Origin of the sequence: Nostoc sp. C057, assembly GCF_013393925.1 — a bacterium.
Classification (GTDB): Bacteria; Cyanobacteriota; Cyanobacteriia; order Cyanobacteriales; family Nostocaceae; genus Nostoc; species Nostoc muscorum_A.
In genome coordinates this window covers 1,534,563-1,549,011 of record NZ_CP040281.1, presented here as the reverse complement: position 1 = coordinate 1,549,011, position 14,449 = coordinate 1,534,563, and the positions used below count along the sequence as shown (strand labels likewise).

At 43.6% G+C, this 14,449-nt stretch carries 25 protein-coding genes; 20 read left to right on the top strand and 5 right to left on the bottom strand.

The window, feature by feature from the left end; genetic code table 11:
• Positions 1 to 325: 325 nt before the first annotated feature.
• The 3 genes from FD724_RS06765 (at position 326) to FD724_RS40285 (ending at position 1,435) form a co-directional block, all read left to right on the top strand.
• A complete protein-coding gene (locus FD724_RS06765; RefSeq protein WP_179072048.1) occupies positions 326 to 544 on the top strand; it encodes a hypothetical protein in 219 nt (72 codons plus the stop codon).
• 105 nt (positions 545 to 649) lie between these two features.
• A complete protein-coding gene (locus tag FD724_RS06760) occupies positions 650 to 787 on the top strand; it encodes a hypothetical protein (protein WP_179072047.1) in 138 nt (45 codons plus the stop codon).
• A gap of 450 nt (positions 788 to 1,237) precedes the next feature.
• Complete coding sequence (locus tag FD724_RS40285) at positions 1,238 to 1,435, top strand: hypothetical protein (protein ID WP_218651502.1); 198 nt, start codon at positions 1,238 to 1,240, stop codon at positions 1,433 to 1,435.
• A gap of 360 nt (positions 1,436 to 1,795) precedes the next feature.
• Here the strand turns inward: FD724_RS40285 and FD724_RS06755 are convergent, their stop codons facing one another.
• Positions 1,796 to 2,008: a hypothetical protein gene (locus tag FD724_RS06755; RefSeq protein ID WP_179072046.1), complete on the bottom strand. Its 213-nt coding sequence runs from the start codon at positions 2,006 to 2,008 to the stop codon at positions 1,796 to 1,798.
• 1,233 nt (positions 2,009 to 3,241) lie between these two features.
• On the opposite strand from FD724_RS06755, the gene FD724_RS06750 reads away from it, so the two are divergent.
• From FD724_RS06750 to FD724_RS06725, 6 genes are all read left to right on the top strand, one after another.
• Positions 3,242 to 3,487, top strand: coding sequence for a hypothetical protein (locus FD724_RS06750; RefSeq protein ID WP_179072045.1), 246 nt, complete (start codon positions 3,242 to 3,244; stop codon positions 3,485 to 3,487).
• 170 nt (positions 3,488 to 3,657) lie between these two features.
• The gene (locus FD724_RS06745; RefSeq protein ID WP_179072044.1) at positions 3,658 to 3,921 is read left to right on the top strand and encodes a hypothetical protein; all 264 of its coding nucleotides are present in this window, start codon (positions 3,658 to 3,660) and stop codon (positions 3,919 to 3,921) included.
• Positions 3,922 to 4,533: 612 nt separating this feature from the next.
• Positions 4,534 to 4,686, top strand: coding sequence for a hypothetical protein (locus FD724_RS06740; protein WP_179072043.1), 153 nt, complete (start codon positions 4,534 to 4,536; stop codon positions 4,684 to 4,686).
• Positions 4,687 to 4,868: 182 nt separating this feature from the next.
• On the top strand, positions 4,869 to 5,150 hold the full coding sequence (locus FD724_RS06735) for a tape measure protein (protein ID WP_218651501.1): 282 nt from the start codon (positions 4,869 to 4,871) through the stop codon (positions 5,148 to 5,150).
• Positions 5,151 to 5,182: 32 nt separating this feature from the next.
• Positions 5,183 to 5,347 (top strand): hypothetical protein, encoded by a 165-nt coding sequence (locus FD724_RS06730; RefSeq protein WP_179072041.1) that lies wholly within the window; start codon positions 5,183 to 5,185, stop codon positions 5,345 to 5,347.
• Between the two features lie 60 nt (positions 5,348 to 5,407).
• Positions 5,408 to 5,689 carry a hypothetical protein gene (locus tag FD724_RS06725; RefSeq protein ID WP_179072040.1) on the top strand — a complete coding sequence of 94 codons (282 nt, stop codon included), beginning with the start codon at positions 5,408 to 5,410 and terminating at the stop codon, positions 5,687 to 5,689.
• A 664-nt stretch (positions 5,690 to 6,353) separates the two neighbouring features.
• On the opposite strand, the gene FD724_RS06720 is transcribed toward FD724_RS06725, so the two are convergent.
• The 3 genes from FD724_RS06720 to FD724_RS06710 form a co-directional block, all read right to left on the bottom strand.
• Entirely contained in the window at positions 6,354 to 6,497 is a 144-nt protein-coding gene (locus tag FD724_RS06720; RefSeq protein ID WP_179072039.1) for a hypothetical protein, read from the bottom strand.
• Positions 6,498 to 6,958: 461 nt separating this feature from the next.
• Positions 6,959 to 7,186 (bottom strand): hypothetical protein, encoded by a 228-nt coding sequence (locus FD724_RS06715; RefSeq protein WP_179072038.1) that lies wholly within the window; start codon positions 7,184 to 7,186, stop codon positions 6,959 to 6,961.
• Between the two features lie 178 nt (positions 7,187 to 7,364).
• On the bottom strand, positions 7,365 to 7,568 hold the full coding sequence (locus FD724_RS06710; RefSeq protein ID WP_179072037.1) for a hypothetical protein: 204 nt from the start codon (positions 7,566 to 7,568) through the stop codon (positions 7,365 to 7,367).
• Between the two features lie 51 nt (positions 7,569 to 7,619).
• On the opposite strand from FD724_RS06710, the gene FD724_RS06705 reads away from it, so the two are divergent.
• Entirely contained in the window at positions 7,620 to 8,021 is a 402-nt protein-coding gene (locus FD724_RS06705) for a hypothetical protein (protein WP_179072036.1), read from the top strand.
• 1,045 nt (positions 8,022 to 9,066) lie between these two features.
• Here FD724_RS06705 and FD724_RS40660 read toward each other — a convergent pair.
• Entirely contained in the window at positions 9,067 to 9,267 is a 201-nt protein-coding gene (locus FD724_RS40660) for a hypothetical protein (protein WP_179072035.1), read from the bottom strand.
• A gap of 546 nt (positions 9,268 to 9,813) precedes the next feature.
• On the opposite strand from FD724_RS40660, the gene FD724_RS06695 reads away from it, so the two are divergent.
• The 10 genes from FD724_RS06695 to FD724_RS06655 all read left to right on the top strand — a co-directional run bounded on the left by FD724_RS06695 (position 9,814) and on the right by FD724_RS06655 (position 14,011).
• Entirely contained in the window at positions 9,814 to 10,101 is a 288-nt protein-coding gene (locus FD724_RS06695; protein ID WP_179072034.1) for a hypothetical protein, read from the top strand.
• Positions 10,102 to 10,739: 638 nt separating this feature from the next.
• Positions 10,740 to 10,898 (top strand): HNH endonuclease, encoded by a 159-nt coding sequence (locus FD724_RS41970; protein WP_179072033.1) that lies wholly within the window; start codon positions 10,740 to 10,742, stop codon positions 10,896 to 10,898.
• A 319-nt stretch (positions 10,899 to 11,217) separates the two neighbouring features.
• A complete protein-coding gene (locus FD724_RS06680; protein ID WP_179072031.1) occupies positions 11,218 to 11,553 on the top strand; it encodes a hypothetical protein in 336 nt (111 codons plus the stop codon).
• Positions 11,550 to 11,702, top strand: coding sequence for a hypothetical protein (locus FD724_RS06675; protein ID WP_179072030.1), 153 nt, complete (start codon positions 11,550 to 11,552; stop codon positions 11,700 to 11,702). Before FD724_RS06680 ends, FD724_RS06675 begins: the two co-directional genes overlap by 4 nt.
• A gap of 6 nt (positions 11,703 to 11,708) precedes the next feature.
• Positions 11,709 to 11,888, top strand: coding sequence for a hypothetical protein (locus tag FD724_RS06670; protein ID WP_179072029.1), 180 nt, complete (start codon positions 11,709 to 11,711; stop codon positions 11,886 to 11,888).
• Between the two features lie 90 nt (positions 11,889 to 11,978).
• Complete coding sequence (locus tag FD724_RS06665; RefSeq protein ID WP_179072028.1) at positions 11,979 to 12,128, top strand: hypothetical protein; 150 nt, start codon at positions 11,979 to 11,981, stop codon at positions 12,126 to 12,128.
• 211 nt (positions 12,129 to 12,339) lie between these two features.
• Positions 12,340 to 12,531, top strand: coding sequence for a hypothetical protein (locus FD724_RS41965; RefSeq protein ID WP_372726521.1), 192 nt, complete (start codon positions 12,340 to 12,342; stop codon positions 12,529 to 12,531).
• Positions 12,532 to 12,965: 434 nt separating this feature from the next.
• A complete protein-coding gene (locus tag FD724_RS41960; RefSeq protein ID WP_372726503.1) occupies positions 12,966 to 13,112 on the top strand; it encodes a hypothetical protein in 147 nt (48 codons plus the stop codon).
• Between the two features lie 79 nt (positions 13,113 to 13,191).
• Positions 13,192 to 13,425, top strand: coding sequence for a hypothetical protein (locus FD724_RS06660; protein WP_179072027.1), 234 nt, complete (start codon positions 13,192 to 13,194; stop codon positions 13,423 to 13,425).
• 379 nt (positions 13,426 to 13,804) lie between these two features.
• A complete protein-coding gene (locus tag FD724_RS06655; protein WP_179072026.1) occupies positions 13,805 to 14,011 on the top strand; it encodes a hypothetical protein in 207 nt (68 codons plus the stop codon).
• Positions 14,012 to 14,449 lie beyond the last annotated feature (438 nt).

Sequence of the window (14,449 nt, the reverse complement as noted above, 5' to 3'; positions counted from 1 at the left end):
ATCAGCCCCAATGAACGCCTATTTATAAAATCGACTAACCTAACAGATATTCGCATTGCTGCTGTGAAATTAGCGAAAGATATCGCCACTAAATCAGGTAATAAAGTAATTGATATTTACAATGCCCTGACTCAAGGTGATAGCGAGTCGCTAGCAGAGTATTTAGAGTGAGTTTGTAACCTTCCAAGACTTGATGGATGAAACAGCAAGCGCACGTAACCTTAGTACTGGCTACTGCCGTAATTCAACGGTTAGTACCGGATTGGAAGCTTTGAAAATACTGGCGATCCAAATCAAGTTCATCCGCAATTACTGACTCTGATTATTGAATTCGCCAAAAACGAGGAAGCTGGCTGGGCCTGCAGAAGCAACCCCAATCACAGAAGAAGAATTGGGAAACTTCGATACCGACCCCAGAGATCCTGACTGGGAGAAATCTACTGGCGAGTCCGCCGTTACTGGTCAAGAAGAAAGATTCAGCGAAGGAAGATTTGGCAGTCAACCAACCTGGGTAATCTTTGCAAGCGCTGCATTACGGAGCTAAACTGCATCGTGAGGAGTTGCATCTGGCTGAGTTGGGAATCGCCACTCTGACATCGTGCTTCGTCAACTCCAACCGCGATCCGAAGTCTGAGGGCGGCAAAGCCGAGTGACTTTTTTCTACTTCACTCCTGCTGATGATGATGCGCTGGGCGATCGCATTAATTCCAGGCTGGTTGCCAATGCCTTTTTTGCGTTGGCTGACGCGGGTAAATTGCCTGGATGTGGTGTGTGTAGCGATCGTTGACCTATGGATAAACTTGCTAACTCCTGTAATAGCGATCCCACGTACGCCTTTTTGTGTGGATTAGTGAGGGTTTGGTACTGCTGTTACTATTGTTGATGACGGATTGGTGTGGTTCTCTTTAGGGGTTTGCTGATGGCGTGAGTAAAGGGATCTCTACAGATGGCGGGGGTTGTCAGAGTACCGGAACCAGGGCCAAGTTTGGGTGCTGGATGGAGAGTTTGCAGTTACTTTCATGAAAAAATTTCATGAGACAGTTGAAGCATATTGTAGCGGACAGAAGTGGGGGGGAGATTCATTACTTATTACTTCATTACTTATTACTGATTAGGGAACCCATTGTTTGATGTAATGCTGCGGATCGCAATCATGGGAACTCTTGGCTCCGCTTCAATCAAACTAACCCTGATCGTTCCGGTTCGATAGCGACTTAACATTTGTTGCAACAGCAAGATGTTGGTCAGATTGTACATCGTATCAAGCTGGATACCATACCTCGGAGCGACAACTCAAGGGATTGGCGATCGCAACAACCCATCTTCATTCCTTGAGATAGATACTAGCCGCTTGACCAGCAGATTAAGAAGTTATCAACCAGCATCGACCCCATCAAAATTGGGACCTAGCGCCCAACGTCAAAGATTTCCATAAGAAAGCCGCGGCGCTTGTCTAATATTTCCTCCCGTCGCTGCTGAGTTTAAAGTCGATGAGGCGAAAGTAAGACAGCAGTTTGAGCAAGTTGGTAAATATGCTGCTGAGGGTTTTACTCAAGGGTTCTCTGAAGGAGGACGCTGGAAATCGGCTATTGATTCGATGAAATGATCGGTCAATAAGCAATTAGGACCTGACCGTCGTCGAAAGTTTTTCGGGACATTGCAAGTATAAGACTGCTGGGTTTGATGCAGGCTTTAGATTCAGTTGATGAATCGAAACTCAAAGGCGTTACGAACAAAATTGAGAGCTATTTCAATACGTTCAAAATTAAGATTAATGTAGATCGATTAGTGGGGATTAGGCGGCAAAGTCAAAGTACAAGCCCTGCTCACTAGTTGAAAATCTACGCAAAAACGCTGGCGACTTTGCAAAAAATATAACCAAGTCTATAGAAGATGGATTCAGAAAGCCAAGCCCAAAGCTAACTTCTTTAGGAGCTATCTTTGTGGACTTGGCCTCACTAATCACCATTCCGTTAGCAGCCACACTCAGAGGTGCGTTTGAAGGCATTGGCATAATTCCTTGGGGTTTCAGTCAGGTCTGAGTATCTAAAGTTATCCAATCAACACTGGGGCAAAAATATCGGCTCACTGGAGCGATATCTCAAAGGGCCGTAGAGAAGTCGTTACAAGCCATTCTTGCCGCACAATCGGCGATCGTTGAGGTAATCAAAAGCAACCTACTGGTGGAGTCGTAGTTAAGCAGCTTGAGTTGTTGCAAAGAACTCTTGAGCTGGATAGCATTAATTTCATTCCTTGCACGTTGTTAAATCTTTGGCGACAGACGAAGAAAGGCGGTTTGCGCTCATCCAGTGCTGCGTTCACCGATGTTGAAGCTCCAGTTTAAAGCAACCAAGAAAGCCAAAAGCATCGGCTGCTAGTGAATTCTTCTGGATATCGCCAATAAACTATGAAGATGTTAAGAAACTTGTTCCGCTAATCAAGCAGAAAGAAGAGGATTTAGCCAAAAGCAAAACTTCTCTGTTGCATACTAACATGATCGCCATTAGAAACTACAAAAATCGCTGAACTTCCACCGAACAAAGGGGGAGCAGCAGAGACATCGATTAAATCAAAGATGGCTGAGCTTTTCTGAAGTATTGGCGGGCGGAAATCTCAGCATTGAACAAGATATTAAAGCTATTGCCTCTCTCAAGAAAACTGGTGCTGATTATTTTGAGAGGTTAAATAGTCAAATTAAATTATTAGCTGATTTGGGAATTGAGCAAGAATTGTTCCTCTCAGTCAGCAGAGTTACTCAAAAAGTATGGAAATTTTTGGACAGATGGCAGCAGCCCAGAATCTGTCTTAAATAGCCCAAGGTAAAGCGTCAAAACCAACGCCAAGACTAGCAATAGCAATCCGGGGCAAAGAAGCTTACTGTTAACAGACTTAGCTACTTCTGCTAAGACGAATTTAGAATTCCGCGATCGTTTCACCAGACGCTACCCCTGAACAAGTTCAAAAACTTCAAAAACGTGCGGCGGCTGCGAACAAGGCATTGGGATCTGTACAAGCTTGAACTTGCCGATCCCGCCAAGGAAATTGAAAAAATTAAACAGGAAGTTGGCGGCGGCTAACGAAGTATTAGCTGAAAATATCCAGGAATTACAAACTCGGCTGACCAAAGCTATTCCCGCCCTGTATAGTAATGCATCGCACGAAGTAGTCAAGGTTGGCAATCTTAACGAAATTGCGCCACAAAAGCCCAAATCCGTAGTGCAGGAACAGAAAGAATACTACAGTGAAGGGCAATACTACAAAGGGAGCAGGGCAAAAAGAAAGAGCAGGAAATAAAAAGAAATATAGCAAACAACCGCTCGAGACTGAGCTACCACGAGAATACAGAGAAATTGTTAAAGACGTAGCCGATTTGTATGCAGGCATTAAGGTTAAATCGCGTGACATCCCACAACTTAAAGCATCTGGTACTCAACAAGAACTAGGCTACCCAGGGTTATACGATCCTACAAAAATCAAGTATCGGTAAGCAATGAATTATTCTCTAGGAGCGCAGTCTGAAAGTTTGCAACATCGCTCGATATATCCACTCTTACCCATGAAATAATCCACGCGATTGATTATGGTTTCGGCAAAAACCTCAGATAGATGCGGCTGACTCTGTTCGGAATATACAGCCAACAGCAGAGGAAGCTATGATTGAAGGTAGGCGAAGTGAAGGCTCGACTCGATTTGAAGATGCAGAAAAATCTCGGACAATCACGAGATTTATCAAGAACTTTAGAGACGAATGCTTACATACAGGGTGACTTAAGACTCTCACCAGAGGTAGTGAAACGGACAGAGAGAAAAAAGAGGCAATTCACAACTTTGGAAGCAGAAGAGGTTTGGCAGGGCGCTCCACTTCCAGCAAGTCAAAGGGCTAAAGGCATAAATAGCTCTTGTAGATACACATTACACTAAAGTCCAACTTAAGAAGCGTTATCGTCTGGGATAAGTATAGAGAAAGAAGGGAAAAGAATCTCTAGCTCATCAAAAGTTAATACTAGAAAAAGGATTTTCTGAGCTTAAGCCACTACTTTACAAAGGCGCACGCTCGCCATGTCTTACCTACTGAAGAAATAATTGCTTTGCAAGAATCCCTTAGAAATACTCTTGCATCATCAATGTCTGCCATTGAGAAGGTGCATGCTACATTGCAGAGTGAACTGGGAGAAAGAAGCTTTACCTCAGTAGAAAAAATATCGCCAATTAAGTCAAACTACGATATCCGGGATTCAATTTTAAACCGAATTGCCTTTAACTACTAACAATCCAGGACCGGATTTTAAAACAAGTGCTGATGTGCGAAAAAGCACCTGACGCAGCTTGAACAGCGTGGCGATAAGGTTGAGCAAAAGCAATACCAAAAGTTAGCCCGTCAGTCCCGCGCAACGACCAAAGGCATAGCTAAAAATCCTAGAAACTCCCTGGGATTTAACAGAGAAGCAGGTCAAGCAACTTGATAGGTTAACCAGTCAACTTGAGAAAGTTTACGATGCGATCTGCAGCCAGTATTGCCTAGGTCAGGGATTCTTGGAATCTATTGGTATTGGGGCGGGTGGTGCGATCGGAGCTTATCAAAAATCTGGGCGGGGTAATCAAAGGTTTCCTCGCATTCAGCATTGGAATGTGGGCACAGAATTTCTTTGGCAGCATTGCCCAGAGAATCATTTAAAGCATTTGTAGAACTCGATCGCCTCAAAACTGCCCTAAATTTCGCATCAGGGGATCTGCTGGGGGCGCTCAGAATTTGGCGTTTGTCCGCAAGACTGTTGAGGATCTGAAAATCCCTTTGAAGTCCTCAACCGAGGGCTTTGTGGGATTAGCAGCAGCTGCAAGAGGAACGAGTCTAGAAGGCAAGGGTACTCGTGAACTCTTTTTTGGGAATGGCGGACGCAAGTACTGTATTAAGCCTCAGTAGCGAGCAAACATCACGGGCATTTTTAGCGTTACAGCAAGCACTCAGTAAAGGAAAATTATCGTCCGAGGAAATGCGCCAGCAGTTAGCAGAATCAGGGCTGACAGGCGCTTTGGGCATTGCCGCCCGTGCAATGGGTGTAACTGAGGCAGAGTTCAGTAGGCTACTCGATACGGGATCTATATTGTCTGAGGATTTCTTGCCGCGCTTTTGCTGCCCAGCTAAAATCTGAATTTGGCGATGCTGCTAAGGATGCTTCTAATAATGCCCAAAGTGCAATATTTGGGGGTAGAAAACGCATTCCTCAGTTTGCAGCAAGGTGTAGGCGAAGGTATTGCACCAGGCTGCTACAGCAGGGTTGGAATGTTTTTGCTGTTGTACTCAAAGGAATCACATCTGTTGCCAGAGAGCTTGGATTTGCCCCAATAGCTGTGTCTCTAGCTTTGTCAGGGAAGATGCTGTCTGCTCTTGGCGCTGTTTTGTCTGGAGATGATTAAAGTCAATTTTGCACAAGTCGGATTGACTGGTGGAATGAAAGCCTTTGGACAGACTATCAATAATTCAGCTTCAGTAAAATGGGCGGCTGGTATTTTCGCTGTTTTGGAAGTTGTAAAACTGCTGAATGATGCCGTAAATACTGACCTAGTGAAATCATTTAACGAGGCAGCTAAGGCAGCTAAGAAAACAGCAGAGGAAGCTGCAAACGCATACAAAAAAGCTAGTAAACCAGAATCTTCAAATAGCTTTGGTAAATTGGCAGATGATTTTTAATTAGCCCCATCAGAAATAATGCACAGAAATTACAAAGCAATCCTGTAACCTCAGCTTTGTCTGCCGTGGCTGCTAGTTATGTACCGGGAGGAGCCATAGCGCTAAAGGGGGCAAGTAAACTCAAACTTTTGGAGAGCTAGAGCGCGATACAACAATCAAAGATATTAACGATCTTTCAGATGAAACGAAGAATTTTTAGCTGCGGCTCGTGTGCGATTGCAGGGACTGAAAAACGGCACAGGCAAAACAGGACAATTACCAAAAATTGATGCGGAGCTTTTAAGTGCCGAACAGCAACGCTAAGTTACCCAAGCTCAAGTCAAACGGGATTTCACGGATAAGGGCTTAGCTGTACCCGCTGAATTCAGACAAAAAACAACAAGAACAAAATGAGCAAATAAAAAGCTTAATGACAAGCGTGCGGAAATTGCTAAACCTATTACCTTGGATTCGACGAAAACAGACCAGTATATTAACAGCATTAAGGCACTGTTAGAGGTTCTGACGATCCCAAGGCAGTTAGCGCGTTGGGAGGGGTAGAGGACGGTAGAAAAACTCAAAACTAGGCTTAAAAGAAATAGCAGCCCCAACCAAAGAATTTAAGGCTGATTTGGACTCATCTTTAGCCTCACTCCGAGTTGACCTGTCAATAAGGGGCATTTACCTAAGCATTATGAGGATTGAACTTGGTATTGGCTGAAGGATTAAGAGAAGAATAAGGAGAATCTTTCACAACGTAAATTAGGTAATACCAAGGAAGCGATCGCTGGATTCTCCAGTAATAACTTAGCCAATAAGAAGCTCGCATTCTTAAATGCTAATGATGAATATAATGCAGCTGTTGCTGATGAAAGCACTCTTGCAGTGTGGCAACCAAAGCATACGATAAAGAACCCAATAGACCAGAATTTCAAATCAACATTAAAGAGACTAGGTGTAGCAATCAGACTCATCAATCACTAAAATTGACGATATCCTCAAAAACACTTCAGATGAAGCTGACAAAGGGATATTAGAAAAGCTGAAAGGGGGACGTTAATCCAAGGTAAAATTTGCCGAAGCTCAACAAACTACCACCGACACCAAAGGAAAGCTGCAACAAGTAATTCAAGACACTTCCCTGTCAATACTGACGAATCCGCCGCCACTTCTCGCGCTAGGCAAGGTATCTGCCGAGGAATTCACCAAACCAGCGTGATCTTATCCACTGAATTAACCGCCACAATCCCGCCAAGAGGTAGAGAACCGCCTCGCTGTACAGCAAACAGTTCAGGCGCGACGACTTAAAGATATTGAGTTTGTTAATAAGAAAGCCGAAAGTGCGATCGCACTTTCTTCAACTTCTGCCACTACTGGGAATAAAGAAAACTTTAGCTTCTGGGTTAACGCCACAAGCCCAAGACCACTTGCTTTGACCAAAACTCCACTGACCAGAAAGCAGCTACTAGTAACATTGCCCTCATCAAAACCAAGATTGCCCAAACCAAGAAGTTGCAACGAGAAGGGGTGCCAGTGGCGCGAGAGAAGCCACGGAAAAAGCAAATGGCTCTTAACCTTGAGCTAGCCCAAAGCAACCAGCAACTAATTGACCTAAAAATTGCGCCTGAGGAGAAGTAACACCGGGAAGTCGTCGAGCATAACATTCAACGCATCATGCAAGCTGAGGATAATCGCTTCAAAAAGCAAACAAAGTCAGCTTTGATGAATCTGGTAGCAAAACTTGACCTTTATAACCAAAGTTTGAGCGTACTGGCAAATTAGAACAATCCCGCAACAGCTCATCCAAAGCGTTATCTAACGCTGTTGCACCTCTGGAAAACCAAAAGCCGGATGCCGATGATGCGGAAGCATTGGTACAGAAGCTCAAAGATCCGAGCATTAAACCTCAAGCTAAGGCAGCTATTAAGGCTCAATCCTAAGAAGCTAGGCTATGGGCAGCAGTACTGGGCTGACTGTCACACCTGCCACAGTCACAAAAGGCAGTAGCGGAGACAACCCAGAAGACTACGAGCTTCAAATTAAAGAGAGAAAAGAAGAAACTGAGCAAAACATTGCCAGAATCAAAGAGTTAAGCATGAAAGCAGAGCAGGAATTTCAACGCAAAGCATTAGAAAATGATCTGAAGCGCCAGAAAATTGCTGCTCAAACACTTCTGTATGAGGCGCTTGCTGCCCAACTATCCGTTGGAAAAGCCAAAAACGAAGCTGAGGGAGCGTTCCAAGATTGCCATATCCAAAGCGACCCACTCACCATTCAAACCGCCCAGACTAACCTCGACATTGCCAACAAGCAAATTGACCTCAGCAATCAGCGTGTAGACAGTGCCTGCTAATCTCAACGACCAGCCTGAGATTGCTGCTAACGCGACCCAAGAGCAGAAAGTCACCCAAGGGACGGAATAAACCTGCAAGCTGGTGAATCAAGGCGTAGACGTGGCGCTGCAATAGATTTGGTAGAGACTAGTGAGCGTGCTGGCAGACCAATAAGTTTGTCGGAAGCTGAGAAAACCGATTCTCCAGAACTAGCACTTCCGGACAAGAATTGACGTTAACCAGGATTCCTAAACCTCGAACTCAAGCCGGGAGAAAACCTGTTTGATGCTTACCAACGACAACGGGATGGAATGAAGCTACCAAGCGAGTCAGCAAAATTTCCGACATCTACCAAAAGCCGACATTCCGCCAATTGATAAAACGCAATCGGTATTAACTTCAAGCAGTATTCAACCGCGAGTCTAGTAGTGGCAATCTTGAATTTGTAGAGGCGCTGAAGATGGCTAATCAGGGATTGAACAAAGGCTTGATAGGTTGATTGAAAGCATGGCTACAGCTGCTAGTACACCGCGCAGTCTAACAGTTTCCAGCGCTAACCTCGATTGATGATGCGGCGGACTTGATGAATAGGATGTCACGGGGACAAAGTATTATAGATGCTTCACATGTGGAATTTAGTAACTCTTTCAGCATATAATCCAGTTCACTTGGCAAAATAATACTTTCCTAGATTTGTCTACTCCACTTAATCAACTTCCCGCCCTTTAAAGATAAAACTTTAACTTCCCTGCCCGCTTTCGTATTGGGAAGGCAACCGACTCTGCCATGAAAACTATGATATCGCCGGTAGAAAAATGTTCTAAGTAGGGATTAGATAAAACTGCCCGCCGCTTTTGTTGGGTTTTTAAGCTAATTTGACGGTATAAGGTTGCTGTATCAATCTCCAAAAACCTTCTTAAAATCAGCTGTTAGCTCAGGTAAACCTACTTGTTCTAACTCACATTCAACAGGAATTGTTTCAAAGAAATAAAATCTTTCATGACGGTGAGATTGAACGAGTTTCCACTCTCCACTATTCATAGTATTTTTTATCTGCTCATGTCTCTAACTTCGCGCTGTTGCAATCTCATATAAAATCACAGAATTTAGCAGTTTTGACGATTGAATATTACTACTTTGTCTAGCTCTATAATCCCAATCCAAATCACAATCTTTGTAAAACACTGCGTAAGGATGAACAACTGGCTCAAAGGATACCTGTGCCTCTAGTGATAGTTCATTAGCAACAGGGTTATACTGTACCACGTTTGTCAGTATTCCTCTTGCCTTATAGAGCCATATTTAGTTGACGGTTGGTAGATAGCTTGTTTTCTCATGCACTAAATTCCTTAACAAGCTATGATTCTAAAACAATAGGCGGTCTGACTTTTGCAGATTTCAATTTACCCTTGGATACTACTAGCTGGAATAGTAGGTAGATTAGCTGGGGGAAAGTTGATCTGAATAAAACTCAGAAATTCCTTTAAGTTCGCTTTCAGCAGCTTCTTCCAAGGCAGATTCCGGCAGAGATTGGAGAATAAACAAGCATTTTAGTAGTGCGCTTAATGTGGGGCGAGGGAAGACGATTCCAGTCAGTTCTGACAGACACAGAAGAACCCGGACATCATTAAATCAAACGATGGATACTGTATTACAAGTGTTTTCCCACTTTCTCCTATTGGAAATTATGATTGTCGAGAATGAAAGTCAATATGTTGACAGTTGAAAGTCACCTTTGTACACGAGGATAGAGAAAGGGCCACGGCTGGTAACTCATGCGCTTCATCCACGTTATTCATGGAGATCATTATCATGGCACAAGCGACCCTAGACACCTTGCTGATCACCCACTTCCAGCTAAAACCTCACCTCATTGAGCAAACTGTACCACGCTATTTCAATATTGAAATTGATTCTACAGACGATGTATTCTGCAAATGCTGTACTGAGTTTAAAGTGGTGAAAAGGGCATTAACCTATTTGGTAACTTTTCACCATGCCTTAGATGGTCTGTGGGTATCTGCAGCTGTGCAACATGACAGCAATGCGATCACTTTTCATCTGACACTCTTGCCGATCGCTTTTATTCTTGCAGCATAAAGCATAAATCCCATCATCAAACGACGGCGTCTATTTTGGCACTCTTTCTTACCCCCAATAATCGCTTCAAAAACAGAAATTTGTGATCCTGAAAGAGTTTTCAACAGCGCTAATCGCTGGTCTTATTTCTAGTGCTGTATTTTGCTCCAAAAGCGCAAGCTACCAACGACGAATGCCTGTTTTAAATACCATCTATCAACGGAAGGAGGGGAGGAGATAAGCATGAGCAAAGATTCAGGCTCGCTCGAAGATCGTACTCAGAAAAATTAAAGACATGATTTTGTATGCAACAGCTTGGCGCAAATCATGAACTTTCCTTGAAGGACAAGGCTTTACGTTTGATGAAGTGCTAGACGGTTTGGTTAATTATGCCTGGGTAAATTCTTACTCTGCGGATACGGTTTGTGACCTTGTAAAAGCAACTTTATCAGCCAGGAAAAAGCATGAGGGCTTAAAAACTTTTTCGCAAATATCTTGGCTACCTTGTTTCCGTCCTTCTGCCCAAAACGGAAGCCTCTACGTCGGTACAGTCGCCTAAGTCACCACCAAAAAAGATCGTAAACGCCCACACTTGATAGCCAAGTACGGGATGAAGTGTTTTTGGTGTGGGCATAACCTGAAGCCAGAAACAGTAACCATTGACCACTATATTCCGCTCTCAAAAAGGCGGAAGCAACAAGATTAAAAACCTGCGACTAGCCTGTTACGGCTGCAACAATAAACGAGGTGACGCTATGCCAGAAGATACACCACAAATCATTGCTGAAAAATCATGCATTCGCTTTCCAAGCCATTAAGCTACAGCCCAAATACCATTTAGGGCAGTTAGTTAAAAAAGGTCGAATTATGTGGGATTGAATACCAATCACCAGGGACAAGAAGGGCTTTCGACTTGGGAAAAGGATGGATTTACGCTGTGCTGCTTGATGACCAGGGATATGATACCGACCAGCTTAAAAGAGTCAGAGATTGAGTTGCCATCATTAGAAAAGTTGGAAAACGAAATCAACTACGAAAAATCACTTGTTGAGATTCACCAAAAAATTTAGTTGTTCTTGACGAGCAGTTGAGTCAAGTAGCTCAAGTTCCTACTAATACGAGTGAGGGCGATCTTGCATGACTCTTTCTCCTCAACAACTATCAATCTCCATACCTAGCGATTGGACAACCCTGAAATATCGTTTGGGGCAATGGGTTAAAGAGGGCTTAATCGTTGGCTGTACATACTATCACGCTGGCAGTAAACCCGCTTATCAATACAAACAGACTTGGCGCTATTGTGTGCTTCCTGACGAACAAGCTGACGCTGAGGACATCAAGTATTTCCTTGAATCTGAGATTACGCCATTAACAAGCCCAGAGCTACAAACCAAAATCCAAGCTCTTGTTGACTTTCACTCTAGTAGAATAACCGCTCTTACAGAACAACTGACTGAGGCATTTCAATCATGATTAACTACAAACAAAATTTATCAATCCGCCTACCGGATGAATGGGACACAGCCCAAATACTATCTTGGGCAACTAGTGAAGCAGGGGTGAAATCATTGGTACAAGACACCTACCAGAAAAACAGTGGGATGGCTTTTGACTTTGGGTAATGAGCCTTGGGCTTACGCGTTGTCATAAAAGATAAAGGCTCTGATAGCGGTTACGTTATTGCCCAAAGTGAAATCTTGCCACCAGCGCCAGAAGAACTCCTTGCTAAAATCCAAGCTGAGATTGGAGTTTCATCAAAACAAGATAGCGGCTCTACCCAACAACTAAACTATGTAGAGCAACCATGATTTATGACTCTGAACAGCAATCAATTCGTAATGCTTTACGGGATTCCAGGATAGAAGCGCTGGAACCTATTCTTGGGAGATTTCATCAAGTTGCTAGCAAGCGAGGGTTTTTCGGTTGAAGATTTGTTAGACGCTCTAGTTAAAAATTTGGAGCAGAAGACAGTTCCCGACTCGGCAATTAAACACCTAGAAGAAGCGGCGATAGAACTAAGCCGTTTTTCCAAAAAACCGAGAGCTTAATAACTAGCCCTACTGAACGAGAAAGTTATTATCACCACCCGACAATCGTCGAGTGGTTTTTTGTTGGGGGAATCATCGGTTTTCAGCGATCGCTATACCTTGGCGCAGTACTTACAATAGTTGATCCGTAAGCTAAACCTGGTAGTGCTGTATTGTGCATCAAAAATCAGGATAAATCTCTGAAAGTTGGGGAAACGCATTGAACTCTTCTATGTGGGGCTATCAGCATTCTTTTCAGAGGTCTGCTCAAAGAGAAGCTAAAAATATTTTTTCACAGTTAGCCAGTAACCTTGAACCTCATGTGTTTCTTGTTGGTGTTTTGAATGAAAAACGAGATGATTGTCATCCCATTTGCTTGAACCTGAAAACTGTGGTTATATGCCTAAGCAATTTGCAGACGTAAAAAAGCTGGCACAACACTTCGAGGCAATCGATTCAGAAAGAGATGTACTTTTATGGAGATCCGAACGCTCAAAAGGATTATGAGCAAAATCTCAAGCTGAATGCTTTAAAAACTGCGGTACATCAAATTGTGAGTGGTGGAGCTGAATATCACAACATAATTTCTTTGTTGCTCTTACCCAGTATTCGTAGAGCAATACTGGGTCATTGTTGTTCTTCAGTTCAATCGTAAGATATATCTTGCCCTAATATGCTCTCACCAAAACTAAATCTAACATATTCACTATCAATAAATCTCTTACTAGATGCCACTGTTGGAGGTAGTATTTTCAGGAGTGTGCTAAAGCTTTAGGAAAACCATATCCAGGTTCTAGTTTGAGGCGGATTTTCGAGCGTGACCCTGATGAAATCATCTGAGCAGCAGGCAAAAACTTGATGTACAAACCTCTTTTTGGATGTGGTAAGTTGGGTACTTGGTATGGGCTGTTTGAGGCTTGCAATGCAATTTCTTCATTAAACTATGAAGGCGCTGAAGGCAATGGAAGAATGTTGCTTTCAAAAGGGGAGCATCCCCAATACTGAAGCCACTCTTGCTCTCTCGACCCCAGTTAAACTTCAAGATTATCGCGCAGTCAGAAAACCTGCTTGAAAGGTCTTCTTGATGAAATTTGTCTGCTTAGTGACTCTGATTACATTTCTTGGGCTAGGAAATATCAAAGGATTATACGAACAACGTGGAGAAGATTTATTCTCAATCAATTTTATTAAGCAGTATACCTGGGAACTCCTACACGCTAACCATGTAATGATGCGGGTAAAAGCTAAAAATGGGGCACAGGTTGCGCTCAAAATTGCGATCGCTGCAAAGACCCGATCGCCATTGAAACGGCGCTGACCAATCTGGAGATTACCAACAAACAAATTGGACTCAGTAATGAGCGCATTGCCAGCGCCCAAGCTAACCCCAACGATCAGCCAGAGATTGCTGCTAATTCAAACTTCATAAAAATGCAGTCCAGGGCGCGGAAACTTCTCGCTTGCAAGCTGCCATTGATCGGACGTAGGCGTGGAGCTTCACTGAATTTAGTGTGAATCCAGCGCCCCCGCCAGGTAAGCCAATAAACCTGTCGGAAGCGGAGGCAAAAACTGGATCTGCAAGCCCCCAATTTGCGCTTCCCAAAGGATTGATATCAACCAGATGCCCCCGCTGGAACCCTTGCCGGAGAAAACTTGGTTTGACGCTTATCTGTACGACAACGGGAGGGGAATGAAGGTTGCCAACATCAGGGGCGCAATTGCCCAGCAGCAAGGTTGATATGCCGCCAGTTGATAAAACCGCTCTTGCCGTAAATTCAACCACTGTTCTGCCGCGTGAGAGATCTGGAGGTAATCAGTTTGTGGAAGGCGCTCAAGAAATGGCGAATCAAGGCATTGGAGCAAAGACTAGATGCTCTAAACAGTGCGATTATTACATTGGCTAACACGCCGCGCTCTCTTAGCGTTTCTACAGCTAACCCTTGTGGATGATGCAGCGAAGATCATAAATAATTTTTCAAGGGGGCAGGTTATGCGAGACGGGAATGTGAAAATTTTTCAGAACCGAAGCTAAAAAGTCACTCTTTAAGACTGTATCGCCTGTATTACTTGGATTGTGGGTGGGTTTACAAGCAAGCGGATACGCCACTATAGTAGACCAATAACGGCATTGTGATGCCATTACAGTGGACTTATAACGTAGATTATGATGCCATCACAGTGCACTTATAACGGCAAGATAGTGGCACTGTAATAGACTTATAACGGCAATATGGTGACATTGCAGTGCGCTTATAACGGCAAGATAGATATAATATATCTAATGCTAGGGACAAAAATTCGGCTTCATGCCGTTGTGATTAGAGGGCTGTGGCAGAACGATC

Coding starts and splice junctions, on each gene's coding strand:
- FD724_RS40285 (WP_218651502.1), top strand. CDS start 1,238: ATGTTGGTCAGATTGTACATCGTATCAAGCTGGATACCATACCTCGGA.
- FD724_RS06755 (WP_179072046.1), bottom strand. CDS start 2,008: ATGCCTTCAAACGCACCTCTGAGTGTGGCTGCTAACGGAATGGTGATT.
- FD724_RS06730 (WP_179072041.1), top strand. CDS start 5,183: ATGCCCAAAGTGCAATATTTGGGGGTAGAAAACGCATTCCTCAGTTTG.
- FD724_RS06725 (WP_179072040.1), top strand. CDS start 5,408: ATGATTAAAGTCAATTTTGCACAAGTCGGATTGACTGGTGGAATGAAA.
- FD724_RS06720 (WP_179072039.1), bottom strand. CDS start 6,497: ATGCGAGCTTCTTATTGGCTAAGTTATTACTGGAGAATCCAGCGATCG.
- FD724_RS06710 (WP_179072037.1), bottom strand. CDS start 7,568: ATGCTCGGATCTTTGAGCTTCTGTACCAATGCTTCCGCATCATCGGCA.
- FD724_RS06705 (WP_179072036.1), top strand. CDS start 7,620: ATGGGCAGCAGTACTGGGCTGACTGTCACACCTGCCACAGTCACAAAA.
- FD724_RS06695 (WP_179072034.1), top strand. CDS start 9,814: ATGGCACAAGCGACCCTAGACACCTTGCTGATCACCCACTTCCAGCTA.
- FD724_RS06680 (WP_179072031.1), top strand. CDS start 11,218: ATGACTCTTTCTCCTCAACAACTATCAATCTCCATACCTAGCGATTGG.
- FD724_RS06675 (WP_179072030.1), top strand. CDS start 11,550: ATGATTAACTACAAACAAAATTTATCAATCCGCCTACCGGATGAATGG.
- FD724_RS41965 (WP_372726521.1), top strand. CDS start 12,340: ATGTGGGGCTATCAGCATTCTTTTCAGAGGTCTGCTCAAAGAGAAGCT.
- FD724_RS41960 (WP_372726503.1), top strand. CDS start 12,966: ATGTACAAACCTCTTTTTGGATGTGGTAAGTTGGGTACTTGGTATGGG.
- FD724_RS06660 (WP_179072027.1), top strand. CDS start 13,192: ATGAAATTTGTCTGCTTAGTGACTCTGATTACATTTCTTGGGCTAGGA.